The organism is Dankookia sp. GCM10030260, assembly GCF_042666655.1.
Classification (GTDB): domain Bacteria; phylum Pseudomonadota; class Alphaproteobacteria; order Acetobacterales; family Acetobacteraceae; genus Paracraurococcus.
Window position 1 is genome coordinate 97917 of sequence record NZ_JBHTDE010000002.1, and the last position, 25283, is coordinate 123199.

Here is a 25283-nt window from a genome sequence, read left to right on the forward strand (position 1 = left end):
ACCGCACCCAGCCCCCGAGTACCCATGATCCGCCTCGACAACATCAGCAAGCAGAACGGCCAGCAGCTTCTCTTCATCGAGGCCTCCGCGGCGCTCCAGAAGGGCGAGAAGATCGGCCTGGTCGGCCCCAATGGCGCCGGCAAGACGACGCTGTTCCGCATGATCACCGGCCAGGAGCCGCCGGACGAGGGGCTGGTCATGGTCGATCGCGGCGTCAGCATCGGCTTCTTCAGCCAGGACGTGGGCGAGATGGCGGGCCGCAGCGCGGTGGCCGAGGTGATGGACGGCGCCGGCGATGTCAGCACCGTGGCGGCAGAGCTGGCGGCGCTGGAGGCTGCCATGGCCGACCCCGACCAGATGGATAAGCTGGACGAGATCATCGAGCGCTTCGGCGAGGTGCAGGGCCATTTCGAGGCGCTCGGCGGCTATGCGCTGGAGGGCCGCGCGCGCGAGGTCCTGGCCGGGCTCAGCTTCAGCCAGGAGATGATGGACGGCGATGTCGGCGCGCTGTCCGGCGGCTGGAAGATGCGCGTCGCGCTGGCCCGCATCCTGCTGATGCGGCCGGACGTGATGCTGCTGGACGAGCCGAGCAACCACCTCGACCTCGAGAGCCTGATCTGGCTGGAGAACTTCCTGAAGGGCTACGACGGCGCGCTGCTGATGACCTCGCACGACCGCGAATTCATGAACCGCATCGTCAACAAGCTGATCGAGATCGATGCCGGCGGGCTGACCAGCTACACCGGCAACTACGAATTCTACGAGCAGCAGCGCGCCCAGGCCGAGAAGCAGCAGCAGGCGCAGTTCGAGCGCCAACAGGCCATGCTGGCCAAGGAGATCAACTTCATCGAGCGCTTCAAGGCCCGCGCCTCGCATGCCGCGCAGGTGCAGAGCCGGGTGAAGAAGCTCGACAAGATCGAGCGGGTCGAGCCGCCGAAGCGGCGCCAGACGGTGACCTTCGAATTCCAGCCGGCGCCGCGCTCCGGCGACGACGTGGTCAACTTGAAGGGTGTCCACAAGCGCTACGGCAACCGGGTGATCTACGAGGGCCTCGACCTGCTGGTGCGCCGGCGGGAGCGCTGCTGCGTCATGGGTATCAACGGCGCGGGAAAATCCACGCTGCTGAAGCTGGTGACCGGCGACACCGCGCCGGATGCCGGGACAGTCACGCTCGGCGGCAGCGTGAAGCTCGGCTACTTCGCCCAGCACGCCATGGAATTGCTCGACGGCGAGCGGACGGTGTTCCAGTCGCTGGAGGACCAGTTCCCCCGCGCCTCGCAGGGCTCGCTGCGGTCGCTGGCGGGCTGCTTCGGCTTCTCGGGCGACGAGGTGGAGAAGCGCTGCCGGGTGCTGTCGGGCGGCGAGAAAGCGCGGCTGGTCATGGCGATGATGCTCTATGACCCGCCCAATTTCCTGGTGCTGGACGAGCCGACCAACCACCTCGACATGGCGACCAAGGAGATGCTGGTCGCGGCGCTGGCGCAGTACGAGGGCACCATGCTCTTCGTCTCGCACGACCGGCACTTCCTGGCCGCGCTGTCCAACCGCGTGCTGGAACTGACGCCCGAGGGCATCCACCAGTATGACGGCGGCTACACCGAATACGTGGCGCGGACGGGACAGGAGGCACCGGGGCTGCGAAGCTGACCGGTGCCGCGCCGCGCCGTCACCCGGCCTCGAAGGTGATGCCGAGGCTGCGGATCAGGTCGCGCTCGACCGGCACGCGCTTTGCTACCCAGGCGCGATACGCCTCACCGGACATGTAGAGGGTCGGCATGTCGTAGCGCGCCAGCGCCGCCTGATGCGCCGGGTCGAACAACGCGCGGCGGAAGGCGTCGTGCAGCACCTCAACCACAGCCGGGTCCATGCCTTTGGGGCCGGCCAGCGCATAGGGCGCGATGCCGCCGATATCGTGGCCGTACTCGCTGATCGCCGGCGCCTCGGGGAAGCGCTTCGGCCGCTCGTTGCCCCAGATCGCCAGAATGCGCATCCGCCCGGCATCGACATGCGGCGCCCAGCCGCTGGAATCGGCGATGGCGTCGACCTGGCCCGAGAGCAGCGCCGTCGTCGTCTCCGCCACGCCGCGATAGGGCACGTGCAGCATCTCGACCCGTTCGGCCGCCAGGAGCTGTGCCATGACCAGGTGCGACAGCCCGCCGACGCCAGAGCTGCCGAAGGAAAGCTTCCCCGGGTTCGCCCGCGCCTCCGCCATCAGCGCGGGCCAGTCCCGCCAGCGTGCCTCGCTCCGCACCACGAGGCCCGAGAGGTAGCCGGTCAGCGCCAATAGGTAGGTGAAGTCGTTCACCGAATCCCAGGTGGCGGAGCGGGTCATGAAAGGGTGCGACAGCACCCCCGTATGGATCTGCCCGATCGTATAGCCATCCGGCTTGGCCTGGCCGTGCAGCACCTGCGCAGCGAAGGTGCCACGCGCACCGGGCCGGTTCTCCACCAGGACCGGCTGGCCCAGGTTGCGCCCTGCAATTTCCGCCAGGACGCGCATCTGGCCGTCGGTGGATCCGCCCGCCGCCCAGGGTACGATCAAGCGGATGGGCCGGTCGGGGAAGCCTGCCGCGTGGCCGAGCGATGGCGCAGCAAGCAGCGCGGCAGCGATTGGCGCCAGCCGGCGACGGGTGGGATGCATGGCGGGTCCTCCTGCGGCCGCTCTGTCGGCGGCCATCGGGATGGCAGGCTAGGGCGGATCGGCGCCGCGGCTCAACGCCGGTGATTCCGGCCTTCGCAGCCGCCCGCGACGCCCCTAGGCTCCGGACAAGCGATAAGAGCCCGGCACCCCCTTGCCGAGCCGTTGGAGGAGACCGGTCCGGATGGCGACAATCCCCTGCAGCGTGGTGTCATGTGCGCGTGCCTCGGTGCCGCCCCGATGAGCCGCGGCGACATCCCCCGCCGTGCGCTGCTCGGCGGTGCCGGCGCCCTGGTCGCACCATGCAATGCCCGGGCGCAGGGCAAGGGTCCGGACGGCTGGCCGAACGGCCGCAGCGTCAGCCTGGTGATCCCCTTCACCCCGGGCGGCGGCACCGATGTCGTCGCCCGCATCCTGCAGGAAGGCTTCGGCGAAAGCTTCGGCGGTAATTTCGTCATGGAGCACAAGCCAGGCGCGACCGCGACCGTCGGCGCCCGCCACGTCGCGCGGGCACGGCCGGATGGCGGCACCCTGCTGGTCGGCAGCAACTCCGCCTTGTCCCAGGCGCCCTTCGCCTACCGCAACCTGGGCTACGATCCGCTGGCGGATTTCACCCATGTCAGCCTGCTCTATGCCTCGGCATACCTGCTGGTGGCGCATCCGCGCTGGGGCAGCTTCGCGCAGGTGATCGAGGCGGCGAAGCGCGAGCCGAATAAGCTTTCCTATGGCACATGGGGGGTCGGGTCGACCGCGCATATGCTGATGCTCGACCTGTGCGAGCGGACCGGGGTCGAGCTGCTGCACGTGCCCTTCGGCGGTCCGGCACCGGCGCTGACCGAGATCCTGGCCGGCCGTGTCGACATGATGTTCACCACCTTTGCCCCGGCGCGTGGCCATGTGCTGGACGGACGGCTTGCCGCGCTCGGCGCGCCGCATGAGCAGCGCCTGGCCGCGGTGCCGAAGGTGCCGACGATGGGCGAGCTCGGGCTGCCGGAGTTCCTGGTCAGCGCTTGGTGGTGCCTGGCCGGGCCTGCCGGTCTCCCGCCGCCGCTCGCCGCCGCGTTGGAACAGGCGGTGCGTGACGCCATCGCCCGCCCGCAGGCGCAGCGCCTGGCCGAGAATTTCGGCCTGCTGCCGCTGCCGCTCGGCCCGCAGGCGATGCGTGCCCGAATCACCCGCGACCTCGCGTTGAACGAGGTGCTGATGCGCAAGGCGGGGATAACCCCTGAATAAGCTGCGCCGCATGACCCGTCACCGCGGTGCGCGCCGGCAACGCCAACCACGCGCGCGTGCTGCGCATTGAGGTCCCAATGGGGCATGTCCGGCCCATGACGTGTGGCGACCATGCCGTACCCGGCGTGCCGGGACCGATGCCTGCATCCTGATCGACTTCGTCGACACTGCCGGCGGCGCCACCGGCCGGTGGATCGGCTGGACTGCTGGCGCTGCCGGAACGCATCCGCGGCCTGGCGACGCAGCACGTAGGCAGGATCCCGGACGTCGGGCAGTCGCGCGAGGCGACGCTGGCGACCCCGCGGCGCGGCATGGTCGGCTCGCCCGCTGCGTATGCAACATGCAGGCCCGCGGCGTGGGTCTGGCGGGCACGCTGGTGCATGAGGTGACGCTGCCGCGCAACCGGTCGGCGATCCGCATCGGCCACCCGGCTGGGGGGATCGACACCAAGATGGCGTCCGATGGCGATGTGACGCGCGCGACGTTGGACCGCACCGCGCGCCGCGCCCTAAAGGGCAGGGTTGTCGTGGCCGTCTGAGAAGGAACGAGCGATGCCGCTGTCATCGCCCCTGCCGGCTTGGCTCGACGCGGATGCATCGCCTGCCGCCTGGCCGGTCGTGCCATTTCCGGCTGGCATCGCCACCGATGTCTTGGCGCGCAATTTGCGGCGTGCCCTGGCCCAGGCGCTTGGCCTGCCGTTGGTCATCGACCTGCGCAACGCCGTCCCGCTGCCGCTCGGCACTGCGGGGTTTGGCCGCCGCATAGCGGCGAGGCGTCACGTGCCGCCGGCCGGCCCCACCGCGTCCCTGTCGCAACAGCCGGCAGTTCCGGGACCGGGTGCGGCCTGCAGAGGGCCGGCTGCGATGAGCAAGACCAAGCCGATCCGCCCGATCGCCGCGGGCAGCAGGGCCGCCGGCCGGGCCTGGAGTTTCGCGCTGGACGCCGCGGCGGCCGGCCATCTGGTGCGCTCCGTTCGGCAGGCGCATCGGCTTGGCCAACCTTTATTGTTCTCCCGGCCGGATCATCGCGACCTGGATGCCGCGCTGCCCGTCCTGCGCACGGCCTTCACCGAGCCTCGTGACGGCCGCGGCATTGCCCTGGTCCGGACCTGCCGCGCGATGCCCCGTCGGAGGCGGAGTTGGAGGTGCTGACCTGGGCGATGGGGCTGCATTCCGGCGTGCGACGGCCACAAGGGCAAGGCGACGCACGATCTCTCCGCCGTGCGCGATACCGGCACGCTCCATCGCAGCGGCACGGGGCGCGGCTATTCATCGCAGGCCGAGTTGGACCTCCATACCGACGGCACCGATATCGTCGCGCCGACCTGCTTCACCATGCCAAAGCGGGCGGGATGAGCATGGTCCGCAGTTCTCTCGCTGCCCACACCATCATGGTTGCCAAGCGGCCCGCCTTGGCGACGCTGCTGCATGGCAACGTCCATTGCAGCCGGCAGGCGGAGCAAGCGCCTGATGAGGCGGCCTTCTACCCGCACCCCATCCTTGCGGCACTGGGTGGCCGGTTGCACAGCCGGTGGCATCGGAAGCGTATCGCCTCAGCGCAGAAGCCGCCCGGTGTGCCCCCGCTCTCTGCCGCCCAGAACGAGGCGATCGACCTGCTGGACGCGATCCCGGGGCCGCCCTCCGTGATGCACGCGATGCATCTGGCATTGGGCGCTATGCAACTGCTGAACGTCCATGTCCCCCTGCATTTGCAGACCGAATTCGAGGGCTTCGACGATCTGGCGGCCAAGCGTCTGCTGTTCCGCCCTTGGCAGACGCGCGCGCCCCGCAAGTTGCTGGTACCCGGTCCGCGCGGCTAGCCTGGGCCGATGGTACCAATCACACAGGACGCCTTGCGGGGGCGGATGGCACTCGTCACCGGCTCGACCGGCGGCATCGGCCTCGCGGTCGCCAGTAGCCTTGCCGCCGCCGGCAGCGACGTGGTGCTGCATGGACTGGCCTCGCCCGAGGAGGGCGGCGCAGTGGCGGTGGACCTCGCCGAACGGTATGCGGTGCAGGTGTGCTACCGGCGCGCTGATTTGGCTCAGCCGGATGCCATCGCGGCGATGGTCGCGGAGGTCGGCATGCCCGATATCCTGGTGAACAACGCCGCCACGCGGCATTTCGGCCCCATTGAGGCGATGCCGGCGGCCGACTGGGACAGCGACATGGCGGTCAACCTCTCGGCCGTCTTTCACCTCATCCGGCTCAGCCTGCCTGGGATGCGGGCGCGCGGCTGGGGCCGCATCCTCAACATGTCCTCGATCTACGGCCTTGTCGGGGCGACCGGGCGGGTCGGCTATGTCACCACCAAGACCGCGCTGATCGGCCTGACCCGCGCCACCGCATTGGAGACCGCGGCAAGCGGCATCACCTGCAACGCGCTCTGTCCCGGCACGACGATGACGCCGAACATCGCCGGGCGGATCGGTGCCGCCATGGCCGCAGCCGGCCTGGATGAGGCCGCGGCCATGGCGCAGTTCCTGGCCGGCAAGCAACCGACCGGCCGCTTCGTTGCCGCCGAAGCGATCGGCGCCATGGCCGCATTCCTCTGCAGCGAGGCCGGACGCGACATCACTGGCGCGGTGCTGCCGATGGATGGCGGCTGGTCGGCAATGTAAGGCAACTGGCTCGCCGGCGCCGCCCGCGCCGAGCAGGGCTGCTTGCTCAGCCATGCGGGCTTCGAGGCGAAGGCCGGCAGTGCAGGGCCGCGCACCGTCCGCCCCGTGCGCCTGCGCATCACGGCGCCTTGGCCATCTGGTGCCACGCCGGCCGCCCATCAGGTGAAGTGCCGTGGACCTCGCCCATCGGTGGGGAGACCTGGCGGGACGGGGGCAGTGCAGGGATCCTTCACTTGAGCCTGGGGCACGAGCTTCCACAAGCTTGGCGCAAGGTGATCGCGGAAATCCCAACGTCATCATTATCAGCGAGGCACGATTGTGCCGCTCAATTCAGCGGTCGGACGGGCCTGCGGCTCGTAGATTCGATATCGGATCGAATTTGGATTGAACGATATCCGGAGTGTTGAAGCCAAGCGCAAGCGTTATCTGGGGTGATGGCGATGAGGGCGTCTGGCTTGGCGTTTCCGGTGGTGCCGATGGTCCGTGGCCCCACCGAGCGCAACCTGGCCTTCGGCCTTTAACCACGCCACAACTCGATCGGGTTCATCTCCGGAGTAGCGTCCGCCGAGATGGTGGAAAATCCGGTCTTGTCCGAGGTGCAGGGCTTGGGTGGCCATCGGAGCTGGCGGCCAGGGTGGAGTTGCGAGGCTCCCACTCTTGATCGGCCGCGGACCCGATGACCGAGGGCAGGCTGCCACTGGCGGAACTCCTGGTGAAAGCTAGAGACAGTGACTTCCTCGGTAGTCTCGCCGAGACGATGTTGCAGATGCTGATGGAGGCCGATGTGGCGGGCCTGATCAAGGCCGGGCGGCATGAGCGAACTGGTGAGGGGCTGAACTACCGCAACGGCTTCCGTGACCGCACGCTGGATACCCGGCTGGGCCCGCTGCAACTCCGGATCCCCAAGCTGCGGCAGGGCAGCTACTACCTGCCTTTTCAGAAGCCCCGGAAGACTTTTCAGAAGGCCCTGTAGCGGTAATCCAAAGAGGCATGAATCGGTGGGGTCTCGACCCGGTGGGGGATGACATGGTGCCGCTATGGGCCTGCCCGGCATCTCGAAGTCGACCGTCTCTCTGGCTCGAGGCCACTCATCTCCGGCAGCGCGAGGGCGGCAGGATCGTCTCCGTCGCCGCGATAAACGTGGTGGCTTGCGATGCCGAGGGATTCCGCGGGATCATCGGCCCGTCGGAGGCCAAGACCTTTTGGACGGGTTTCCTCAGGAGTCTGGTGAAGCGCGGCCCGAAAAGCGTGGAGCTGGTCATTTCCGATGCGCATGAGGGGCTGGGGGTGGCCACCGCCCACATCCTCGGCGCGACTTGGCAGCGGTATCAGGGCCAATCGATAAGGATGCCTTGGCCCGTGTCGCCAAGGCGTGCGAGTCCCTGGCCTTGGCCGCGCTGCATCAGGCTTTCCTGTAGCCCGACCGGGACGCTGCCCGGCAGACCCGGCGGCATGCCGCCGACCAACTCCGCGAACGCCGGCGACGCCTCGAACGACGACAGGCGTGAGTCCATGGCGGACAGGGTGGGATTCGAACCCACGATACGCTTTTGACGTATACGCACTTTCCAGGCGCGCGCCTTCGACCGCTCGGCCACCTGTCCATTGCCGTGGGAGCCTTGGGCTTGCTCCCGCAGGGCGGCGGACCATAGTGGGGCGACCCGAACAGGGCAACCCGCTTCGGCGCATTGTTTGGGTCTTTTCCATCACTCGCTTCCGTGGTTCCTGCCGCCTCCGCAGCACCGGGAAGGGACCCAGATTCATGCAACGCCGTACCATCCTTCGCCGCAGCGCCATCGCCGCCGCGGCCACTGCCCCGCTTGCGGCGCCCGCGAGCGTGCACGCCCAGGCGCCAGCGATCCGCTGGCGCCTGACCAGCAGCTATCCGACCAGCCTCGATGCCATCAACGGCGCTGGCCAGGTCTTCGCCAGGACGGTCGCGGAACTGACCGAGGATCGCTTCCAGATCCGCGTCTTCGGCCCGGGGGAGGTGGTCCCCGCGCTGCAGGCGCTCGACGCCGTGCAGGCCGGCACGGTCGAGGCGGCGCACACCACCTCCTCCTTCTACATCGGCAAGAACCCGGCCTTCGCCTTCGCCACGGGCGTGCCCTTCGGGCTCAACACCAGGCAGCAGAATGCCTGGATGTATGAAGGCGGCGGGATCGACCTGCTGAACGAGCTGTTCCGCCAGTACAATGCCTATGCGTTGCCGATGGGTACCACCGGCGCGCAGATGGGCGGCTGGTTCCGCAAGGAAATCAAGACCATCGAGGATCTCAAGGGCCTGAAGATGCGCATCGCCGGCCTGGGCGGCACCGTACTGTCCCGCGTCGGTGGCGTGCCGCAGCAACTCGCTGGCGGCGATCTCTATCCGGCACTGGAACGCGGCACGATCGACGCCGTCGAATGGCTCGGCCCCTATGACGACGAGAAGCTCGGCTTCCACAAGGTGGCGCCCTACTACTACTACCCCGCCTGGTGGGAGGGCGCAGCGAACACCTCCCTGGTGGTGAACCTCGACCAGTGGAACGCCCTGCCGAAGAGCTACCAGGCCGCCATCCGCGTCGCCGCGGCCGAGGTGACGCATTGGATGGTCGCACGATACGACACCCGCAACCCGGACGCCTTGCGCCGCCTGCTGGCCAGCGGCACCCAGCTCCGCGGCTTCCCGCGCGAGGTGATGGACGCCTGCTACCGAGAGGCCATGGCGCTGGAGCAGGAGCTGGCGGCGAAAAGCCCGGAGTACAAAAAAATCCACGAGAACTGGTCGAAGGCGCGCGACGACATGCGGGCTTGGTTCCGCGTCGCCGAGCTGTCCTTCGACAACTACCTGGCCCAGGCCTCGCGCCGCTGAGGTGCGCGGGCGGCGGGCTTCAATCGCGGAAGGCCCGCCGGGCCGCGTGGCGGATCGGCGTCCAGAAATAGCTCAGCGGCGTACGCTTTTCGCCGAGGACATAGATCTCCACAGGCATGCCGGCGAACATCTGCACCTCGGGGAAGTGCGCCAGCGCCTCGGGCTCCAGCTCCGCCCGGATGGTGTAGTACCGGCTGCCGTTCTGCACGGTGACGATATCGGGCGACACCAGCGTCACGCGCCCGGACAGCACCGGCAACTCGCGCATCCGATAGGCGGTCAGCCGCAAGTTGGCCCGTTGGCCGACCGCCACCTGCTCGATATCCGTCGGCAGGATCTGGCCCTCGACGATCAGTCGATCATCGGCCGGCACCAGATCAAGAATTGGCTGCCCGGCGGTGATGCTGCTGCCCGGGGTGAACATCTGGATGTTGGTGACCCTCCCGGACTCCGGCGCCAGCAGCTCCCGCCGGGTCAGTATGTCCTGCGCCGCGCGAAGCTGCTGCGTCGCGGAGGCGACCGCGGCCTCCGTCGTCTGCAGGTCGTTGGCGATATCCGAAAGCCGGCCGAAGCGCAGGGCGGCGAGCTGCCTTTCGCCCTGCAGCATCGCTTCCTGGAACTGCTTCTCCTGCGCGGAGAAGGAGCCGATGAGCGCGGCGAAGCTGGCCTCCTGCCGCTGCAGCTCGAGTATGGTGAAGCGCGATGCGAAGCCCTGCGCCAGCAGCCGGGCAAGGCCGGCGATCTGGTCCCTTGCCGACTTCACCTGCAGTTCGGCTCCCTCGCGCTGGGCGCGGGCGCCGGTCGCCTGCTCGCGGGATTGGGTGATATGCTTCTCCCCCACCGCCACCTGGCTGTCGTAGTTGGCCCAGCGGGCGGCGAAGAGCGACTGCTCCGCCTTCAGGAAAACGTCGATCGCCGGGTCGGCCGCGGCGGCCTTGCGCAAATCCTCCGGGAAGGCCAGCACGCGCCCGTCCGCCTGTTCCGCCCGCAGCCGGGCGATGCGGGCGCGACCGCTCCAGAAGGCCGCACGGGCCTGGTCGGCCGCAGCTTCCGCCTGGGTCACGTCGAGCTGCGCCAGGGGCTGGCCGGCCTCGATGAAGCTGCCTTCCTTCACCATCAACTGGCGTAGAATGCCCGGCTCCAGCAGCGTCACCGTCTTCCGTTTGCCCTCGGGGATCAACTGCCCCTGGCCCAGCACCGCTTGCTCGATCGTGGTCATGGTCGCCCAGCCGCCGAGCGGCAACAGGGTCAGGCCGAGGACCAGCAAGGCCTGGCGGGTCACCCGCCGCACCGGCGGGGTGCGGATCGCCGCTTCCAGCTGTGCCTCGAGCGAAGGGCGGGGATGCGGGGTGGGCAGGGCGATGGTCCCGCCGCGTTCAACCAGTTGCTGCATGGCCGGGTTCCATGAGAGCGGCGCAGGGGCGCAGCGGCTGCGCCTCCCAGCGGCCAGCGGGGCCAAGGGTAAGACGGAGATCGGCGACATCCGTCCAGGTCTGCGGCTCATGCGTGACGACCAGCACGATGCCGCCGCGCTGGCGCATGTGCTCCACCGCCGCACGCACCTCGCCGCGGGCACCGCCATCGAGCCCGACTTCCGGCTCGTCCAGCACCAGCAGCGACGGCGCGCCGAACAGCGCCCGCGCCAGGCCGACCAGGCGGCGCTGCCCGGCGGAAAGGCCGGACGTCTGTCCCGCCTGGGTCTGGTAGCCGAGCGGCAGCCGACCGATCATCGCATGTGCGCCGGCCGCCCTTGCCGCGGCGACCACGGCCTCCGGCGGAGCGTCCGGGCCGCGGCCGATATTGCCGAGGACATCGCCGTCCAACAGTTGCACGTCCTGCGGCAGGTAGCCGATCCGGGCGCCGAAGCACTCGCGGTCGCAGCGGGCGCTGTCCTGCCCGTCCAACAGAACCCTGCCTGCGGTCGGCGGCAGCAGACCGAGGATGAGCCGCAGCAGCGTGCTTTTGCCGACGCCATTCGCACCCTGGATGATGCAGACCGAACCGGGCAACAGATGCAGGGCGATGCCGTCGATGATCGGCGCGGGCCGGCCGGGCGGATGGAAGCAGACGCCGTCCAGCACCAAACCCGCCGGCGCCGTCGGGTCGCGCGGCATCGCCTCGGGCGCTGCATCCTGCCGCATCACCCGGCGCAGCCGGCCCCAGGCGCCGATGCTCCCCGCCCAGGTCTCCCAGCCATTCATCAGTTGGGAGAAAGGCTGCAGCGTGTTCGCCATGAGGAAGTAGACGCACAGCAACATCCCGGCCGTGGCCGAGCCGTCGAACAACAGCATGCCGACATAGAGGAAAGCCCCCAGGGTCAGCAGTTCGGCCACCACCTTCTCGATCTCGTGCAGCGTGTCGGTGCGGCGCTGCGTCGCGCCCTCCGCCTCCAGGGCTGCGCCGTAGCGATGCTGCCAGCGGGACAGGGTAGCCGGCACCAGGCCGAGCCCGCGCACCAGGTCGGGATGGGAAAGCTGGGCGCTCAATTCCGTCTCGGCCACCTGCATCGCCCGTGCGCTGTCCCGCAGCCGGCCGCGGCTTGCGATGTGCATGACCACCCCGAGGCCCGCCATGACCGCGGCACTGCCAAGGCCGATCAGGCCCAGCCCGGTGTCCAGCACGAACATCACGAGGATGGCGACAACGGCGCCGATCAGTTCGAGAAACAGCAGCGAAGCCCGGCTGGCGAAGAAGGCCTGGACCCTGGCGATTTCCCGCAGCACGGTCGCGCCCTGCGCCCGATCGGTGCGGACCGCGTTGTACACCGCGGCCTGCAGCGCTTCGGCACGCAAGGTGACCCCAAGCCGCTCGGCGACGGCGCCGAGCATGCTGCCGCGCAGATGCGTGTACCAGCCGGACAGGATGACGACGAGGGCGAACAAGGCGGCGAAGGCGATCGCGGTGGAGGTGTTCCGGGTATCAAGCACGCCGTCGCCGATATGCTTCATCACCAGCAGGAAGGCGAGGAAAGACATCTGGCTGGCGGCGGTCAGCAGAATCAGGGTGGCGACGAAGGTCGGCGTGACGCCGACATCGCGCAGCCGGAGGCCGGCGGGGGGCGCGGCGGGGCTCATGGCGTTGCCATCGCCGGGCGGCGCGCCCGCGGCAGCTTCGGTGGTACCCGTCCGGGCAGCAGCGGCCGCTCCTCGCCCGCCGGTACCAACTGCCCCTGGCGGATCGCCAGCACGCGGTCGGCGGTGGCCAGCAGGTTGGGCCGATGAGTGGTGAAGACGATCGAAACTCCCTCCGCTTTCAAGCGGCGCAGCAGCCGCGCGACCTCGGCTTCACCCTCCGGATCGAGCGAGCCGGCCAGTTCATCCAGCACCAGCAAGCGTGGCCGGCCATAAAGCGCGCGGGCGAGCGCCAGGCGGTGCCGCTGACCCATCGAGAGCTCCCAGCCGCCGGTCAGCGGCGTGGCATACCCGCAAGGCAGGCCAACGACCGTCGCATGTGCCCCGGCCCGCTGCGCCGCCTCGATGACCTCGGTCATGTCCGGCGTCTCCAGGCGGGCAACGACCTCCGCGACGGTGGCGCGGGACAGCAGCGAATCCTGTGGCAGGTAGCCGACATGCCGGGCCAATTCCTGCCGGTCCCATTGGCTGGTGGCATGCCCATCCAGGTACACTCCGCCGCCATTCGGCCGCAGGATGCCCATCAGCAGCCGCAGCAGCGTGCTCTTGCCGCTGCCAGAAGGGCCGACGATGGCGACGACCTCGCCCGGCCCGATCTCGAGTTCCAGGTTGCGGAACAGTACCGGCTGCGGGCCGCGGAAGCCGAAGGACACATGCTCCATCGTCAGGCTCACCGCCGGCGGCGGGAAGGCGATGCCCTCCGGGATCGCCGCCGTCGCCCGCATCATCGCCCGCAGCCGCTGCCAGGCGGCCATCGCCTCGGTCAGGCCGCGCAGATGGCTGCCGAGGCCCATGAAGGGGCTGACCACCATGCCGATCGCCAGCACCGAGCCGGCGAAGGCGGCGTTGACGTTCTGGCCGCTCAGGGCGAGCGCCGCCATGAGGAAGATGATGCTGCCACGCAGCATGCCGGCCAGCAGTTCCAGCAGTGTCCTCAGGCGTTCGGCCCGTCGCTCGCAGGCCCAGGCTTCGGCCGACCCCTCAGCCGCCGCCATGGTCCATTGCCGAACCAGACGCGGCAGCATGCCCATGGCCAGGACCGCCTCGCCCGAACGGATCGCATCCGCCGCCATGCCGAAGGCGCGGCCGCGGGACTCCCCGGCGACCACCGCGGCCCGGTGGGCGGCCCGGGTCATCAGCAGGCTGACGATGCTGCCGGCGAGGCAGAAGACCAGCGCCATGACCCCGGCCCACCAATGCATGGCGAAGATCAATGCCAGCAGCAGCGGCGTCGTCAGCAGGGCGATGCCCAGATGCGGCAGGTGGCCGGAGATGGCGCCGCGAAGGGTCTCGATCGCCTCCAGCGCTGCACTGGACAGCACCTCCGGCCGGCCGGCCCGCTGGGCGGTGCAGAGCACGGCCGGCAGCGCCAGGCGTTCGGCGACATAGCGCGCCACCACGGCGACCGCGTGGTGCTGTATGATCCGGACCACCGAGGCGGCGACCACGGCGATCACCCAGAAGACGCCGGCGGAAAAGAGCGTGGCGGCGCTCAATGTCACCGGCAGCAGGACGAATAAGCTGGTCTTGTTGAGGATGATGGCGAAGCCGAGCAGCACGCCGACCAGGCCCAGCCCGAGCATGAGCGCAAACCAGGTGCCGACGATCCGCAGCGTGTCCTCGATGGCGCCGCGCATCAGCGCATCCGCCGAGGCGCCCTGGCCGGGGGTGGCCGCCATGCCGGTCAACCCAGCCAATGCAGGGTGGCCAAGGCCATCGCCCCACCGGACAGGCAGGCAAGCAGCGCATAGAGCACCCCCTGCCAGGGGTCGAGCCCGGTTCGGGCGGCAGGCGTTGGCACGCCCAGCTCGGCCAGCCGGGCATCGAGCCGCGTCAGCCAGAGCTCCAGGTGTTGCACGCGGGTCTGTAAGGCCTCGATCGCCGTCGCCTCGCCCGGCTGCTCGGAGCGCTGGCGCAGCGCCACCAATTCACGCCGCAGGTCGTGCTGCTCGGCGATGACGCCCTCCATCGTCCGCTGCAGCGGATTGCCGGTGGGCGGCGGCTGCCGCGGCAGGCGGACGGCGATCGGGTACTCGCGCCCGTCGCCGCCGAAGGCGACCACCGCAAGGTTGGCCAGGCGGTCGCGCCATTCGGGGCGCAGCGGCAGTTCGAAGGCGTGGCAGCCATCGCCGATGCCGGCTTCGGCCAGATCCGGGCGGGCGCCGTCGGCGCGCGCCTCGGCCAGGGTCTCCCCGGCGATGCGCAACGCCACCCGGACCCGCTGCGCCGGATGGCCGAAGTCCCAGGCCCAGCCATAGAGCCGATCGGGCGTGGCATTGTCGATCACCCCGCGGACATCGGAGGTGCGACCCCGGTCGGCTTCGGCTTCCGTCATCCGTTTGGGGGCGGCGGCGTCCGGTGGCTGGATCAGCATGGTCTGCGTTTCCCTTGCAGCGGGCTCGTCACGCGGCGCGCGCGCCCAGGGTGTCCCGGTAGAGGTCGTGGTGGCGCTGTGCCGCTGCTTCGAGGCTCAGCGGCGGGCGGATATTCGCCGCCAGACGGTCCCAGAGGCCTTCGGTCTCGATTGCCTGGCGCAGCACCCGTGCCAGGCCGGCCGAATCGCCGACCGGAGCATGCAGCCCGTCGACGCCGTCCCGCACCATCTCGGCCATGCCGCCGATCCCGCCGCAGATGACGGGACGGCGATGCAGGAAGGCCTCCTGGATCACCAGCGGCGCGTTCTCCCACCAGATCGAGGGCACCACGACCCAATCGACCTGCGCCATCAGCCCGGGCAGCGCGGCGCCCTGGTAGAGGCCGTGATGGCGGGCGGCGGGTGCCGCCTCGAGCGCTGCTGAGAAGCCGGCGAGAAAGCCCTCCGACTGCCAGGCGGTGCCGCCATGCAGCGTGACGCCATGGGCGATGCCTTCGGCCGACAGCCGGCGCGAGGCGTCGAGCAGCACCATGCCGCCCTTGAAACGGTTCAGATGGCCGAAGAAGCCGAAGCGATCGCGCCGCCCGTCGGGTGCCGGACGGTGTGGCGCTGGCGGCATTGCAGCGATGCCGTTCGGCATGACCTGGACCTGCCGCGCCGGGTAGCCGGCCGCCAGGTAGCGGCCGCGGGCGAATTCGCTGGGCGTCAGGATGCGGTCGAACTCGCCCAGCACGTCCCGCATCTGCAGTTCGCGCATGACGAAATCGGCGCCGCTGCGGCCGGGGAAGCAGGCTTGGCAGCGATCGAGCGAGGGCCCGCGGCAGAGCCGGCCGTCGGTGGTCAGCAACTGGCCTTCCTGGGCACAGAGAGGGAAGAAGTCGTGCGCGGTGAAGATCAGCCGGGCGCGCGGCGCGGCGCGGCGGATCAAGTCCACCGTCTCGACGCCGAATTGCAGCAGGTGGTGGATATGCACGATGTCGGGCTGCATCGCCTCGATCACCGGGGCGAGCGAGGCGAGGCCGTAGGTGTCCGGCTGCGCCAGGCCGAAGCGGTCGAAATGGCCGAGCCAGACCAGTGCCTCGTCCGTCGCCGTGCCGATGCCCTGCAGCAGCGTGCCCGGGCGGCGCTCGCGGTGGGCTCCGGTGACGGCGGCCAGGAACATGCCCTCGACGCCATGCTGGTCGCGCAGCGCGCGGAACAGGCCATGGGCAAAGACCTCGGTCCCACCCGGCTGGAGGCCGGGATGGTTGTGGCAGAGGAACAGCGCCCGCATCAGCCGCGCCCCGGCCGCGGCTGGCGGGCCATCAGCGCGGCGATCTCTGGCGCCCAGCGGCGGTGGTGCAGGCCACGGTTGTAGGTGGACGCAAGGCTCTTCGCGTAGCCGCCATGGTCGCGGATCGACTGCCGCTCGAAGTGGAACAGCTCCGCCTGCGGGACGTAGCCGATCTCGCCGCCGGCAGCGCGCAGCCGCAGGCAGAGGTCGGAGTCCTCGTAGTCGCCGATGACATAGTCGGTGCTGATGCCGCCCACGGCCTTCCAGGCCTCGGCGCGGACGCAGAATGCGGCGCCGGTGATGCCCGGCACCCGGCGGGCGACCTGCGCTGCCGGCCAGTACCGTGGATGGCCCTTGAAGTAGTGGTCGTTGAACCACTCCGCCTCGCCCGGCATCTGCAGGAAATAGAGCCCGGCATGCTGCAGCGAGCCGTCCTCGAACAGCAGCTTCGGCCCGACCGCGGCCAGCTTCCGCTGCCGCTTCAGCGCATTCAGCATTGGTGTCAGCCAGCCGCGTGCTGCCGGCACCACATCGGAATTCAGCAGCAGCAGGACCGCGGCGTGCGCTTCGGCGGCGCCGGCATGGCAGGCAGCGCCGTAGCCGTGGTTGCGCGGCTGGACCACCAGGACCAGCGGCAGGCGGTACAGCCGGTGCATGCCGCGCAGCGCATGTTCGACCTCGTCGCGCTGCTCGGGGCTGTCCAGCACGTAAATGAGCTCGGTCTCCCGCAGCGCGGGGTCGCGGGCGAAGGCGCCCAGTTGGTGCCGCAGGAAGCGCAGGTTGCGGTAGAGCGGCACGATCAGGCTGGCGATCGGGGCATGCGGCGGGCTGCCCATGCGGATCACCTCTGGCGTGCCGCGGCCGGCCATGACCAGGGCATGCAGGCGTTCCACCGGCGGCGCGATGGCACGCGTCATCAGCGCGGCAGTGGTATGCGCCGGGGCGATGGCGCCGAGGATCGCATCCCGTGCCGTCTGAGGATGCGCCAGGCCCGGCGGCGCGACCAGTGTCACCTGGTCGCCGGTGGTCAGGCTGAGGCGCAGGCGCCATTGCGCTGCCGCACGGGGCGCACCCTCCGGCAGGTGGAGGGCGAAGCCGGCCAGGCAATCCGCCCCGCCATGCGGGGCAGCGGCGAAGTCCTTGACCAGGTCCGGGCGCGGGAAGCGCTGCAGCGCCGTGGCGGGCAGCGGCTGCTCACCATGGGGGCTGAGCAAAGTGAGGCCGGCGACCAGCCCGAGCGGGTCGCGCAGCCAGCCCCGCAGGAAGATGCCGCCGGCATGATCCGGCACCGCCATGTCGAGGCTCGCGCCGATCGGGAATTCCGGCGCGGCGTGCTGGTGCATTCGGGCGGCGGGCAGCAGGAATTGCTGGTCGCGCAGCAGGCGGCGGATCGGTGCCTCGGTACCGGCGCGGCGGGTGAGTTCGTTCTGCGCTGCCCGGCCCAAGGCGCGGCCGCGCGGCTCCTTGCCGCGCGCAAGCTGGCCAAGGCTCGGCAGGGGCGGCGGGGCGGGAAGACGGATCGGCCGCTCCCCGCCCGGTGGCAGGAGCCAAGCTTCCCCTGGGCCGCAATCCGGCAGGATGGCGGGACTGCCGGTGAGGCTGACGCGCTGCAGCCGGCGTTGGGTCAACATGACATGGGGGCCGGGTACTGCACCGGCAGGCAGCGTCCAAAGCAAGGCATCCGCACCGCATCGGGCCACCGCCTGCGCCGATGGGGCGGTGGCGCGTGCCGCAGTGGCGAGGCCCAGGCAGGTCACCGCCAGCCCGGCGTCGTCGGCCGCGCGGAAGCCGCCCAGCGCCTTGCCGGCCAGGAAGCGCAGCACGGCCAACAGCACGTCGGGTTCGGCGCTGCCGAGCAGGCTGGCGACATCCGTTACCGATTCAAGCAGCAGGCGGGCGCTGAAGCCGGAGGGCGTCGCCAGGTCGAGGACGGCATCGGGCACCAGGCCCGGCTGGCTTCGGGCCAGCAACAGGTTTATCCGACCACCCGGCAGGGCAATGCCCTGCCAGGACAGCGGTGCCTGCAGCGCCCCGCCTGCGCCGGTCAGCGGCACCTCGGCGATCCGCGCAAGCCCGGGAAGCTCCGGCACGGCGAGCAACACGAGCCGTGGCGACAGGGCCAGGATGCCGACGGACCTTGGTGTCGCTTCGGAAAGCGACGCCATCGGCCGCCTTTCGGCCGTGCCGTCGAGGAGAGCTGCCGTCATGCCCCGGAGTTAGACGGCAGTCCTTTCCGGACTCTGTATGCTGCGCTGCGAGACAGATCCCGCTCGGTCAGATCCCGTAATGCTCGCGGAACCAGGCGACGAAGGCGGCGATCCCGGTGTCGATGTCAGTCGAGGGCCGGTAGCCGGTCAGCGCATGCAGCAGGGCGGTGTCGGCCCAGGTCTTCAGCACTTCGCCGGGCTGCATCGGCATGTAGTTGCGCACCGCCTCGCGGCCGCAGGCCCGCTCGATCTCGGCGATGAAGTCGAGCAACTGCACCGGCTGGGCATTGCCAATATTGACCACGCGGAAAGGGCCGGCCGGGCTCAGGCTGTCGCAGGCCGCCACAGGCTGGCCGATTTCCGGGACGCAATCGATCAGACGGAGGATGGCCGTGACCAGGTCCTCCACATAGGTGAAGTCGCGTTCCATCCGGCCGTGGTTGTAGATGTCGATCGTGCGGCCCTTGAGGATCGCATCGGTGAATTTGAAGAAGGCCATGTCCGGGCGGCCCCAGGGCCCGTAAACCGTGAAAAACCGGAACATGGTGATCGGCAGTTTCCACAGGGCAGCGTAGGAATGGCCCATCTGCTCGGTCGCCATCTTGGTCGCGGCGTAGATGTTCAGCGGCGTGGCCACCGCATCGGTTTCCTTGAACGGCATCGCCGTGTTGGCGCCATAGGCCGAACTGGTCGAGGCCATCAGCAGATGCCGCACCGGCCGGGCCTTGCAGGCCTCCAGCAGAGCGAAGGTCCCCTGGATGTTGGCGTGGATGTAGCTCTCGGGGTGTTCCAGCGCGTAGCGGACGCCGGCCTGGGCGGCGAGGTGGATGACCACTTCCGGCGTCTCGGTGGCCATCACCTCGGCCAGGCGGCCGGTATCGGTCAGGTCGAAGAGATGCGGCGTGAAGCCGGCCTGACGCTCTAGCCGGGCATGCCGCGCCTGCTTCAGCCGGACATCGTAATAGGGGACCATGGCATCGATGCCGGCGACGGCATGGCCGGCGTCAAGCAACCGACGGGCGACGTGGAACCCGATAAAACCGGCGCTGCCGGTGACCAGAACCTTCATTGACCGGCAATCCGAGCTGTTCGGGCTTCAGATAGGCCAGAACGGGGTGCAACGGAATTGGCTGGCCCGCAATCAGCGATCGACGCGGAAATATCGCTGATTACGAGAACGTTATACGCAGATCGTCTATCCGGGATTGACGACTCGTGCTGGTTGCAGGCCTAAAAACCTATGTCAGATGCAGAACGATACTTAGACTATCAGCATCGAGCAATCTCCGAGCGGCTGCCGCCCGGTGCGACTCCCAGCTGGGTCGGTACCCTGGCGGACCGCGTCATCAGGCGCAGCGCCCGCGTCGCCGTCATCGGCCTCGGCTATGCTGGCCTGCCCATGGCACTGGCCCTGGCCGAGGCCGGCTTCGCCACGCTCGGCCTCGACCGGGACACCGCCAAGCTGGCCCGGCTGATGGCAGGCGAGAGCGGCATGCGGCATGTCGGCGCGGCCGCATTGGCTGCCGCCTTGCGCTCGCGGCACTTTACGGCGACGGCGGACTGGACGCGACTGGATGCGGTGGATGCCGTCCTGATCTGCGTGCCGACGCCACTCGGGCCGGAACGACAGCCCGACCTCTCGGCGGTGGAGGCCGCGGCCCGCTCGGTCGCCTGGCATCTGCGCCCGGGGCAGCTCGTCGTGCTCGAATCCACGACCTGGCCCGGCACCACGCGGCAGGTGGTACAGCCGATCCTGGAAGCCACCGGCCTGCGTTGCGGCGAGGACTTCTTCCTGGCCTATTCGCCGGAGCGCGAAGACCCGGGCAATGCCGGTTTCCGCACCGCCGGCATCCCTCGCGTGGTCGGCGGCGCCGATCCCAATGCGCTGCACTTGGCCGAGACGCTGTACGGCGCGGTGGTGGAGCGGGTCGTGCCGGTCGGCTCGCTGGAGACGGCCGAGGCGGTGAAGCTGACCGAGAACGCCTTCCGCGCCGTCAACATCGCCTTGGCGAACGAGTTGAAGCTGGCCTTCGGCGCCATGGGCATCGATGCCTGGGAGGTGGTGGCCGCCGCCGCCAGCAAGCCCTTCGGCTTCATGCCTTTCTGGCCGGGGCCGGGGGTGGGCGGGCACTGCATACCGGTGGATCCGCAATACCTTGCCTGGAAGGCCCGTGCGGCGGGAGTGCCGGCACGCTTCGTCGAATTGGCCGGTGAGATCAACGCCGACATGCCCTTCCACGTGCTGACGGCACTGGAGGCGGCGCTGCGGGCGCGGCTGGGCCGCGGCGTGGCGGGCAGCCGCATCCTGGTGCTCGGCGCCGCCTACAAGCCGGGCATCGAGGATGTGCGGGAGAGCCCGGCACTGCGGCTGATCGAGTTGATCGAGGCGCAGGGCGGCGATGCGCCCTACCATGACCCGCTGGTGCCGGAACTGCCCTGTTTGCCGGAACATCCCGGCCTGGCCGGCCGGCGATCGTTGCCCTGGGCCGCGGCACTGGACTGCGACGCTGCGCTCATCGTCACCGACCATGACGAGGTGGATTACGCCGCGCTGTGTGCGGCGATGCCGCTGGTGGTGGATACCCGCGATGCCTGCGGCCGCCGGGGGGTGCGCGGTTCCGGGATCGTCAAGGCCTGAGAGGCCGTAAGGCCGGGGCGAAAGTATCCTCCCATTGGACGCAGTGCGTCCAACCCACCGGTGTTTTCTGAGTTGGGACCTGCCGCGCGGCGGGCACCAACCCGCAGAAAGCAAAGGACGGGTTTGGGGTGGAAATGCTTCTTCCTCCCCAATCTTATCTGCCCGCCCGCAGACCGCCGCTACCGCACGATCCCGCGCAGCGCACCTTCCATGTCGCCCAGGATGCTGGCGTCGTCGATCGTCGGCGGCACCACGTAGTCCTCGCCATCGGCGATCTTGCGCATCGTCGCACGCAGGATCTTGCCGCTGCGGGTCTTTGGCAGGCGGGCCACCACGCGGACGTCCTTGAAGGCCGCCACCGGCCCGATCTTGTCCCGCACCAAGCCGACCAGCTCCTTGCAGATCGCTGCGTCGGCCTTGGTCACGCCCGACTTCAGCACCACCAGCCCGAGCGGCACCTGGCCCTTCAGGCTGTCCTTGATGCCGACCACGGCGCATTCGGCGACATCCGGATGGCCGGCCAGCACCTCCTCCATCGCGCCGGTGCTCAGCCGGTGGCCGGCGACGTTGATGATGTCGTCGGTGCGCGACATGACGGAGACATAGCCCTCCGCATCCACCACCCCGGCATCCGAGGTGTTGTACCAGCCGGGGAAGGTCTCGAGGTAGGACTCGCGGAACCGGTCGTCGGCCTGCCACAGCGTCGGCAGGCAGCCCGGCGGCAGCGGCAGCTTGATCGCCAGCGTGCCGCTCTCGCCCAGCGGCAGTCGGTGCCCGGCCTCGTCCAGCGCCGCCACGTCATAGCCGGGGGAGGGCTTGCCGCCGCTACCGAAGCGCGCCGGGAACAGGCCGAGGCCGCGGAAATTGCCGCTGATCGCCCAGCCCGTCTCGGTCTGCCACCAATGGTCGATCACCGGCTTCCTGAGCAGCGCGGCCGACCATTCGGCGGTCGGCGGGTCGCAGCGCTCGCCGGCGAGGAACAACGCTTCCAGCTTTGAGAGGTCGTACTGCGCCACCAGCCTGCCCTCGGGGTCGTCGCGCTTGATGGCGCGGATCGCGGTCGGCGCGGTGAACATCGCCTTGACACCGTGCTGGGCGCAGACCCGCCAGAAGGTGCCGGCATCCGGCGTGCCGACCGGCTTGCCCTCGAACAGCACCGTGGTCGCGCCGGTCAGCAGCGGCGCGTAGACGATGTAGGAATGCCCGACCACCCAGCCGACATCGGAGGCGGTGAACATCACCTCGCCCGGCTCGATGCCGTAGAGCATGGCCATGGAGTTGCGCAGCGCCACGGCATGGCCGCCGTTGTCCCGCACCACGCCCTTCGGTTTGCCCGTGGTGCCGCTGGTATAGAGGATATACAGCGGGTCGGTCGCGGCGACGGAGACGCAAGCGGCCGGCGCGGCGGCCGCTTCCGCTGCCAGCCAGTCCTCGTCGCGCCCGGCGATCAGCGTCGCCACGGCCTGCTCGCGCTGCAGCACCAGCACCGCGCCCGGCTTGTGCGGCGACAGCGCGATCGCGGCATCGAGCAGCGGCTTGTAGGCGACCACCCGCCCGGGCTCGAGCCCGCAGGAAGCCGCCAGGATGACTTTCGGCTTCGCATCGGCGATGCGGGCGGCGAGTTCGGCCGCGGCGAAGCCGCCGAAGACCATGGAGTGCACCGCGCCGAGCCGGGCACAGGCCAGCATGCCGATCGCCGCTTCCGCCACCATCGGCATATACAGCACCACCCGGTCGCCGGCGCCGACCCCGCGCGCGGCGAGTGCGCCGGCCAACTTCGAGACGCGGCCAAGCAGCGCTGCATAGGTCACTGTCTCGATGCGCCCGGTCATCGGGCTGTCCCAGATGATGGCAGGCTGCGCGCCGCGGCCGGCGGCGACGTGGCGGTCGACCGCGTTGTGGCAGGTGTTCAGCCGTGCGTCCGGGAACCAGCGGCCGTAGGGGCCCGACGCGGCATCGAAGATCCGCTGCGGGGCACGGTCCCAGTCGATCGACCCGGCTGCTGCCGCCCAATAGGCTTCCGGGTCGGCCCGGCAGGCGGCGTAGGTGGCGGCATAGCGGCTGGTGCCGGCGCTGGACTGCATGGATGCCTCCCGGTTTTCTCCTGGCAGCGTGGCAAGGCCCGGGTTGGGCGGCAAGCCGCTGCAGGGCGCAACGGCGCACTGCCCCGTCAAAGGCGGGAAGTGGCACGCTGGCTGTGGGGCCGGTAGGGGAGGGCCGCCCGCGATGCATTGCGCTGGATCAATACGCCGCCGCCGAGGGACGACTTATGCTGCAATGCACACAAAGCTGCTCCCAGGGAGGACTCGTCGTGGCAACGCCAGAACAAGACCGAATTCTCGGTAACCCGAAATTCCAGGAACTCGTACGGACCCGCTCCAGCTTTGCCTGGACCCTCGCCGCCGTCATGCTGGCGATCTATCTCGGCTTCATCTTCCTGGTCGCCTTTGCGCATGATCTGATGGCGATGAAGGTGGGTGGCGGCGCGACTTCGGTCGGCATCGTGCTTGGCCTGATCGTCATCGTCTCGGCGTTCCTGCTCACCGGTATCTATGTGCAGCGTGCCAATGGCCGGTTCGACGAACTCACCCGCGACCTGCAGAAGGACATCGCGTGATGCGCCGGCTCACCCTTGCGACCGGGGCTGGCCTTGTCGGCTTCCTCGGTACCCATGCCGTGGCCTGGGCGGCCGGCGCGGTTGATGGCGCGGTCGACAAGCAGGGGCTGAACATCGCCGCCATCGGGATGTTCTTCCTCTTTGTCGTCGGCACCCTCTTCATCACCTACCGCGCCGCCGCCTCGACCAAGTCGGCGGCGGATTTCTACGCCGCGGGCGGCGGCATCACCGGCTTCCAGAACGGCCTGGCCATCGCCGGCGACTACATGTCGGCGGCCTCCTTCCTCGGCATCTCCGGCCTGGTCTTCGCCTCCGGCTTCGACGGACTGATCTACTCGATCGGCTTCCTGGTCGGCTGGCCGATCGTGCTGTTCCTGATCGCCGAGCGGCTACGCAACCTCGGCAAGTTCACCTTCGCCGACGTCGCCTCCTTCCGGCTCGACCAGACCCAGATCCGCATCCTCTCGGCGACCGACACGCTGGTCGTGGTGGCCTTCTACCTGATCGCCCAGATGGTCGGCGCGGGCAAGCTGATCCAGTTGCTGTTCGGCCTCGACTACCTCTATGCCGTCGTGATCGTCGGCGCGCTGATGATCGTCTACGTCGCCTTCGGCGGCATGAAGGCGACCACCTGGGTGCAGATCATCAAGGCCTGCCTGCTGCTTGGCGGCGCCACCTTCATGGCCTTCATGGTCATGCTGCATTTCGGCTTCAGCCCGGAGGCGATGTTCGCCGAGGCGGTGAAGGTGCATCCGAAGGGCGACGCCATCATGGCACCCGGCGGCATGGTGGCCGACCCGGTCTCCGCCATCTCGCTCGGCCTGGCGCTGATGTTCGGTACCGCCGGCCTGCCGCATATCCTAATGCGCTTCTTCACGGTCTCCGATGCCAAGGCGGCGCGCAAGTCGGTGTTCTACGCCACCGGCTTCATCGCCTACTTCTACATCTTGACCTTCATCATCGGCTTCGGCGCGATCACCTTCCTGATGGTGGACCCGAGCTACTACACCGCGGGCGCCGGCGGCGTGATCAACAAGATCACCGGTATGCTGGGCGGCACCAACATGGCGGCCATCCACCTGGCCAATGCGGTCGGCGGCAGCCTCTTCCTCGGGTTCATCTCGGCGGTCGCCTTCGCCACCATCCTCGCGGTGGTCGCCGGCCTGACGCTCTCGGGCGCCTCGGCGGTCAGCCACGACCTCTATGCCGAGGTCATCGCCCGCGGCCGCACCAACGAGAAGAAGGAGGTCAACATCTCGAAGATCTCCGCCGTGGTGATCGGCGTCGTCGCCATCATCCTCGGCTACGTCTTCGAGAACCAGAATGTCGCCTTCATGGTCGGCCTGGCTTTCGCGGTCGCCGCTTCCTGCAACTTCCCCGTCCTGCTGATGAGCACGATGTGGAAGGGCTGCACCACGACCGGCGCCATGGTCGGCGGCTTCCTCGGCCTGTTCTCCGCGGTGGCGATGGTGGTCCTGTCGAAGGCGGTCTGGGTGCAGACGCTCGGCAACAAGGCAGCGATCTTCCCCTACGACAATCCGGCGCTGTTCTCGATGGCCATCGCCTTCGTCGGCATCTGGGGCGTCTCGAAGCTGGACAGCAGCGCCCGGGCGAAGCGCGAGCTGGCCTCCTACGACGCACAGTATGTGCGGTCGGAGACCGGGATCGGCGCCGCCTCGGCGCATATCCACTGAGCAG

The 25283-nt window shown here is 69.3% G+C and carries 21 protein-coding genes, 1 tRNA gene and 1 pseudogene; 12 read left to right on the top strand and 11 right to left on the bottom strand.

Features of this window, described 5'->3' with window-relative positions:
• Window positions 1-24 precede the first annotated feature (24 nt).
• Window positions 25-1647: an ABC-F family ATP-binding cassette domain-containing protein gene (locus ACFQS7_RS06830; protein WP_380066293.1), complete on the top strand. Its 1623-nt coding sequence runs from the start codon at window positions 25-27 to the stop codon at window positions 1645-1647.
• 19 nt (window positions 1648-1666) lie between these two features.
• On the opposite strand, the gene ACFQS7_RS06835 is transcribed toward ACFQS7_RS06830, so the two are convergent.
• Window positions 1667-2641, bottom strand: coding sequence for a tripartite tricarboxylate transporter substrate binding protein (locus ACFQS7_RS06835; RefSeq protein ID WP_380066294.1), 975 nt, complete (start codon window positions 2639-2641; stop codon window positions 1667-1669).
• A gap of 237 nt (window positions 2642-2878) precedes the next feature.
• Here ACFQS7_RS06835 and ACFQS7_RS06840 point away from each other — a divergent pair, with 237 nt between their 5' ends.
• The 7 genes and pseudogenes from ACFQS7_RS06840 to ACFQS7_RS06870 form a co-directional block, all read left to right on the top strand.
• On the top strand, window positions 2879-3871 hold the full coding sequence (locus ACFQS7_RS06840; protein ID WP_380066295.1) for a Bug family tripartite tricarboxylate transporter substrate binding protein: 993 nt from the start codon (window positions 2879-2881) through the stop codon (window positions 3869-3871).
• A gap of 340 nt (window positions 3872-4211) precedes the next feature.
• Complete coding sequence (locus ACFQS7_RS06845) at window positions 4212-4409, top strand: PrpF domain-containing protein (RefSeq protein ID WP_380066296.1); 198 nt, start codon at window positions 4212-4214, stop codon at window positions 4407-4409.
• A gap of 13 nt (window positions 4410-4422) precedes the next feature.
• Window positions 4423-5022: a hypothetical protein gene (locus ACFQS7_RS06850; protein ID WP_380066297.1), complete on the top strand. Its 600-nt coding sequence runs from the start codon at window positions 4423-4425 to the stop codon at window positions 5020-5022.
• A gap of 69 nt (window positions 5023-5091) precedes the next feature.
• The gene (locus ACFQS7_RS06855; RefSeq protein ID WP_380066298.1) at window positions 5092-5226 is read left to right on the top strand and encodes a hypothetical protein; all 135 of its coding nucleotides are present in this window, start codon (window positions 5092-5094) and stop codon (window positions 5224-5226) included.
• On the top strand, window positions 5223-5690 hold the full coding sequence (locus tag ACFQS7_RS06860) for a hypothetical protein (RefSeq protein ID WP_380066299.1): 468 nt from the start codon (window positions 5223-5225) through the stop codon (window positions 5688-5690). The genes ACFQS7_RS06855 and ACFQS7_RS06860 overlap by 4 nt, the downstream gene beginning before the upstream one ends.
• Window positions 5691-5699: 9 nt before the next feature.
• Window positions 5700-6491: an SDR family oxidoreductase gene (locus ACFQS7_RS06865; protein WP_380066300.1), complete on the top strand. Its 792-nt coding sequence runs from the start codon at window positions 5700-5702 to the stop codon at window positions 6489-6491.
• Window positions 6492-7167: 676 nt separating this feature from the next.
• Window positions 7168-7814 (top strand): annotated as a pseudogene (locus tag ACFQS7_RS06870) (transposase); the annotation flags it as partial.
• A 5-nt stretch (window positions 7815-7819) separates the two neighbouring features.
• Here the strand turns inward: ACFQS7_RS06870 and ACFQS7_RS31045 are convergent.
• Together ACFQS7_RS31045 and ACFQS7_RS06875 are read right to left on the bottom strand one after the other, a co-directional pair.
• A complete protein-coding gene (locus tag ACFQS7_RS31045; protein ID WP_408880104.1) occupies window positions 7820-8005 on the bottom strand; it encodes a hypothetical protein in 186 nt (61 codons plus the stop codon).
• A tRNA-Ser gene (locus tag ACFQS7_RS06875) sits at window positions 8005-8095 on the bottom strand. Before ACFQS7_RS06875 ends, ACFQS7_RS31045 begins: the two co-directional genes overlap by 1 nt.
• A gap of 158 nt (window positions 8096-8253) precedes the next feature.
• On the opposite strand from ACFQS7_RS06875, the gene ACFQS7_RS06880 reads away from it, so the two are divergent.
• On the top strand, window positions 8254-9345 hold the full coding sequence (locus ACFQS7_RS06880; RefSeq protein ID WP_380066301.1) for a TRAP transporter substrate-binding protein: 1092 nt from the start codon (window positions 8254-8256) through the stop codon (window positions 9343-9345).
• 19 nt (window positions 9346-9364) lie between these two features.
• On the opposite strand, the gene ACFQS7_RS06885 is transcribed toward ACFQS7_RS06880, so the two are convergent.
• The 7 genes from ACFQS7_RS06885 to ACFQS7_RS06915 all read right to left on the bottom strand — a co-directional run bounded on the left by ACFQS7_RS06885 (window position 9365) and on the right by ACFQS7_RS06915 (window position 19399).
• Window positions 9365-10828: an HlyD family type I secretion periplasmic adaptor subunit gene (locus ACFQS7_RS06885; protein ID WP_380066302.1), complete on the bottom strand. Its 1464-nt coding sequence runs from the start codon at window positions 10826-10828 to the stop codon at window positions 9365-9367.
• Complete coding sequence (locus tag ACFQS7_RS06890) at window positions 10722-12419, bottom strand: ATP-binding cassette domain-containing protein (protein ID WP_380066303.1); 1698 nt, start codon at window positions 12417-12419, stop codon at window positions 10722-10724. The genes ACFQS7_RS06885 and ACFQS7_RS06890 overlap by 107 nt, the downstream gene beginning before the upstream one ends.
• Window positions 12416-14155 carry an ATP-binding cassette domain-containing protein gene (locus ACFQS7_RS06895; protein ID WP_380066304.1) on the bottom strand — a complete coding sequence of 580 codons (1740 nt, stop codon included), beginning with the start codon at window positions 14153-14155 and terminating at the stop codon, window positions 12416-12418. Before ACFQS7_RS06895 ends, ACFQS7_RS06890 begins: the two co-directional genes overlap by 4 nt.
• A 5-nt stretch (window positions 14156-14160) precedes the next feature.
• Window positions 14161-14850 carry a hypothetical protein gene (locus ACFQS7_RS06900; protein ID WP_380066305.1) on the bottom strand — a complete coding sequence of 230 codons (690 nt, stop codon included), beginning with the start codon at window positions 14848-14850 and terminating at the stop codon, window positions 14161-14163.
• Window positions 14851-14878: 28 nt separating this feature from the next.
• Complete coding sequence (locus tag ACFQS7_RS06905) at window positions 14879-16123, bottom strand: glycosyltransferase family 4 protein (RefSeq protein ID WP_380066306.1); 1245 nt, start codon at window positions 16121-16123, stop codon at window positions 14879-14881.
• Window positions 16123-18330, bottom strand: a complete 2208-nt coding sequence (locus ACFQS7_RS06910; protein ID WP_380066307.1) for a glycosyltransferase — start codon at window positions 18328-18330, stop codon at window positions 16123-16125. Before ACFQS7_RS06910 ends, ACFQS7_RS06905 begins: the two co-directional genes overlap by 1 nt.
• Before the next feature lie 67 nt (window positions 18331-18397).
• Complete coding sequence (locus ACFQS7_RS06915; protein WP_380066308.1) at window positions 18398-19399, bottom strand: NAD-dependent epimerase/dehydratase family protein; 1002 nt, start codon at window positions 19397-19399, stop codon at window positions 18398-18400.
• Window positions 19400-19675: 276 nt separating this feature from the next.
• Here ACFQS7_RS06915 and ACFQS7_RS06920 point away from each other — a divergent pair, with 276 nt between their 5' ends.
• Entirely contained in the window at window positions 19676-20968 is a 1293-nt protein-coding gene (locus tag ACFQS7_RS06920; RefSeq protein ID WP_380067221.1) for a nucleotide sugar dehydrogenase, read from the top strand.
• Between the two features lie 179 nt (window positions 20969-21147).
• On the opposite strand, the gene ACFQS7_RS06925 is transcribed toward ACFQS7_RS06920, so the two are convergent.
• Window positions 21148-23052, bottom strand: a complete 1905-nt coding sequence (locus ACFQS7_RS06925; protein ID WP_380066309.1) for an AMP-binding protein — start codon at window positions 23050-23052, stop codon at window positions 21148-21150.
• 227 nt (window positions 23053-23279) lie between these two features.
• Between ACFQS7_RS06925 and ACFQS7_RS06930 the strand changes: the two genes are divergently transcribed.
• Together ACFQS7_RS06930 and ACFQS7_RS06935 are read left to right on the top strand one after the other, a co-directional pair.
• Window positions 23280-23585, top strand: coding sequence for a DUF485 domain-containing protein (locus ACFQS7_RS06930; protein ID WP_380066310.1), 306 nt, complete (start codon window positions 23280-23282; stop codon window positions 23583-23585).
• Window positions 23585-25279, top strand: a complete 1695-nt coding sequence (locus ACFQS7_RS06935) for a cation acetate symporter (RefSeq protein ID WP_380066311.1) — start codon at window positions 23585-23587, stop codon at window positions 25277-25279. Before ACFQS7_RS06930 ends, ACFQS7_RS06935 begins: the two co-directional genes overlap by 1 nt.
• The last annotated feature ends 4 nt before the right edge of the window (window positions 25280-25283 follow it).

What these genes read in the sequence shown, in the direction of transcription:
- ACFQS7_RS06845 (WP_380066296.1), top strand. Translation starts at nt 4,212, where the DNA reads ATGCAGGCCCGCGGCGTGGGTCTGGCGGGCACGCTGGTGCATGAGGTG.
- ACFQS7_RS06915 (WP_380066308.1), bottom strand. Translation starts at nt 19,399, where the DNA reads ATGAAGGTTCTGGTCACCGGCAGCGCCGGTTTTATCGGGTTCCACGTC.
- ACFQS7_RS06840 (WP_380066295.1), top strand. Translation starts at nt 2,879, where the DNA reads ATGAGCCGCGGCGACATCCCCCGCCGTGCGCTGCTCGGCGGTGCCGGC.
- ACFQS7_RS06835 (WP_380066294.1), bottom strand. Translation starts at nt 2,641, where the DNA reads ATGCATCCCACCCGTCGCCGGCTGGCGCCAATCGCTGCCGCGCTGCTT.
- ACFQS7_RS06910 (WP_380066307.1), bottom strand. Translation starts at nt 18,330, where the DNA reads ATGACGGCAGCTCTCCTCGACGGCACGGCCGAAAGGCGGCCGATGGCG.
- ACFQS7_RS31045 (WP_408880104.1), bottom strand. Translation starts at nt 8,005, where the DNA reads ATGGACTCACGCCTGTCGTCGTTCGAGGCGTCGCCGGCGTTCGCGGAG.
- ACFQS7_RS06890 (WP_380066303.1), bottom strand. Translation starts at nt 12,419, where the DNA reads ATGAGCCCCGCCGCGCCCCCCGCCGGCCTCCGGCTGCGCGATGTCGGC.
- ACFQS7_RS06830 (WP_380066293.1), top strand. Translation starts at nt 25, where the DNA reads ATGATCCGCCTCGACAACATCAGCAAGCAGAACGGCCAGCAGCTTCTC.
- ACFQS7_RS06850 (WP_380066297.1), top strand. Translation starts at nt 4,423, where the DNA reads ATGCCGCTGTCATCGCCCCTGCCGGCTTGGCTCGACGCGGATGCATCG.
- ACFQS7_RS06885 (WP_380066302.1), bottom strand. Translation starts at nt 10,828, where the DNA reads ATGTCGCCGATCTCCGTCTTACCCTTGGCCCCGCTGGCCGCTGGGAGG.
- ACFQS7_RS06860 (WP_380066299.1), top strand. Translation starts at nt 5,223, where the DNA reads ATGAGCATGGTCCGCAGTTCTCTCGCTGCCCACACCATCATGGTTGCC.
- ACFQS7_RS06880 (WP_380066301.1), top strand. Translation starts at nt 8,254, where the DNA reads ATGCAACGCCGTACCATCCTTCGCCGCAGCGCCATCGCCGCCGCGGCC.
- ACFQS7_RS06865 (WP_380066300.1), top strand. Translation starts at nt 5,700, where the DNA reads ATGGTACCAATCACACAGGACGCCTTGCGGGGGCGGATGGCACTCGTC.
- ACFQS7_RS06925 (WP_380066309.1), bottom strand. Translation starts at nt 23,052, where the DNA reads ATGCAGTCCAGCGCCGGCACCAGCCGCTATGCCGCCACCTACGCCGCC.
- ACFQS7_RS06935 (WP_380066311.1), top strand. Translation starts at nt 23,585, where the DNA reads ATGCGCCGGCTCACCCTTGCGACCGGGGCTGGCCTTGTCGGCTTCCTC.
- ACFQS7_RS06900 (WP_380066305.1), bottom strand. Translation starts at nt 14,850, where the DNA reads ATGCTGATCCAGCCACCGGACGCCGCCGCCCCCAAACGGATGACGGAA.
- ACFQS7_RS06905 (WP_380066306.1), bottom strand. Translation starts at nt 16,123, where the DNA reads ATGCGGGCGCTGTTCCTCTGCCACAACCATCCCGGCCTCCAGCCGGGT.
- ACFQS7_RS06895 (WP_380066304.1), bottom strand. Translation starts at nt 14,155, where the DNA reads ATGGCGGCCACCCCCGGCCAGGGCGCCTCGGCGGATGCGCTGATGCGC.